This is a genomic window from Streptomyces sp. P17 (assembly GCF_032436805.1).
In the GTDB taxonomy this organism is placed as follows: Bacteria; Actinomycetota; Actinomycetes; order Streptomycetales; family Streptomycetaceae; genus Streptomyces.
In genome coordinates this window covers 1-445 of the sequence record NZ_JAVRBF010000343.1, presented here as the reverse complement: position 1 = coordinate 445, position 445 = coordinate 1, and the positions used below count along the sequence as shown (strand labels likewise).

The 445-nt window shown below is 52.8% G+C and carries 1 protein-coding gene; it reads left to right on the top strand.

Annotated elements, in window-relative coordinates; all coding sequences use genetic code 11:
* Window positions 1–135: 135 nt before the first annotated feature.
* A partial coding sequence (locus RMT89_RS41190; protein ID WP_315888874.1) for a hypothetical protein occupies window positions 136–445 on the top strand: 310 nt, incomplete at its 3' end.

The following is a 445-nucleotide window of genomic DNA, read 5'->3' as shown; positions in this document are numbered from 1 at the left end:
CACCAGCAAAAGTCCTATGGGCCTCTTCAACGCTGAATCCATTCCGAATGACCTCAAGGCAGTAGATAGCGAAATTTGCGAATACTACAGCATTGAAACCCCGGCATCCGCCGAATAACTACCAAGGATATAAAAATGGCAGCACGTACTTACGCACTCGATGAGCAGGCAGCAAAGGAAGCAACCCAAGGCGGCAAGCGAATCACTGATGCAGGTTGCTATGAGGGCAAGCTGAAGTTTGCATGGGAGGAAGAAAACGAGAAGGGCACCGTTTCGGTCAACCTTGTGTTTGAGTCCGATTCCGGCCAGACGGCTGGCCCGCTGGCGGTTTACACCTTCAATGGCAAGGGTGAAGAGCTGCGCGGGTTCAAGACCATCAATTCCATCATCGCTTGCATGAAGCTTAAGGGTATCCGTCCGCAGCCTGGCACGGTCACTCTGTGGG